Source organism: Ciceribacter sp. T2.26MG-112.2, from assembly GCF_900492205.1.
GTDB lineage: Bacteria > Pseudomonadota > Alphaproteobacteria > Rhizobiales > Rhizobiaceae > Allorhizobium > Allorhizobium naphthalenivorans_A.
The window spans coordinates 1-394 of record NZ_UEYQ01000075.1; the positions used below are offsets into that span (position 1 = coordinate 1).

Annotated in this window: 1 protein-coding gene; it reads right to left on the reverse strand. The window is 60.9% G+C overall.

Going from position 1 to position 394, the window contains the following annotated elements; genetic code table 11:
* A partial coding sequence (locus tag DYZ14_RS24065; RefSeq protein WP_232365676.1) for a GNAT family N-acetyltransferase occupies positions 1 to 356 on the reverse strand: 356 nt, incomplete at its 3' end.
* Between the last annotated feature and the right edge of the window lie 38 nt (positions 357 to 394).

A 394-nucleotide genomic window follows, 5' to 3' on the forward strand; every position in this document is an offset into this window, starting at 1 on the left:
GGGTAGGGCGGTGCGATCGCTTGTTCGGCGCTGAAGCCAGACTGGCTGTAATATTTCGGGTCGCCGAGAACCAGAACCTGTTCGATCTTCTCCGCCTTGACGAGGCGCATTCCCTCCGCGATCAGCGCCTTGCCGATACCGCGTCGTTGCATGGCTGAGGCGACCGCAAGCGGCGCCAGCATAGCCGCCGTTCGAGGTCTATCGTCCACGTTGCACAGGGTAAAGGCGACATGCCCGACGATCTGATCGCCGATTGTCGCCACCAAGGACAGGACTTCGCCCTCAGGCGCCTGAAATAGGTCCCGAACCAGCGCCGTGAGGTCCTCATCGGGAAATGCATCCGGATAGAGGGTCAACAATGGTTCCAGATCGGCCTCGTCAGCCTTGCGTATCG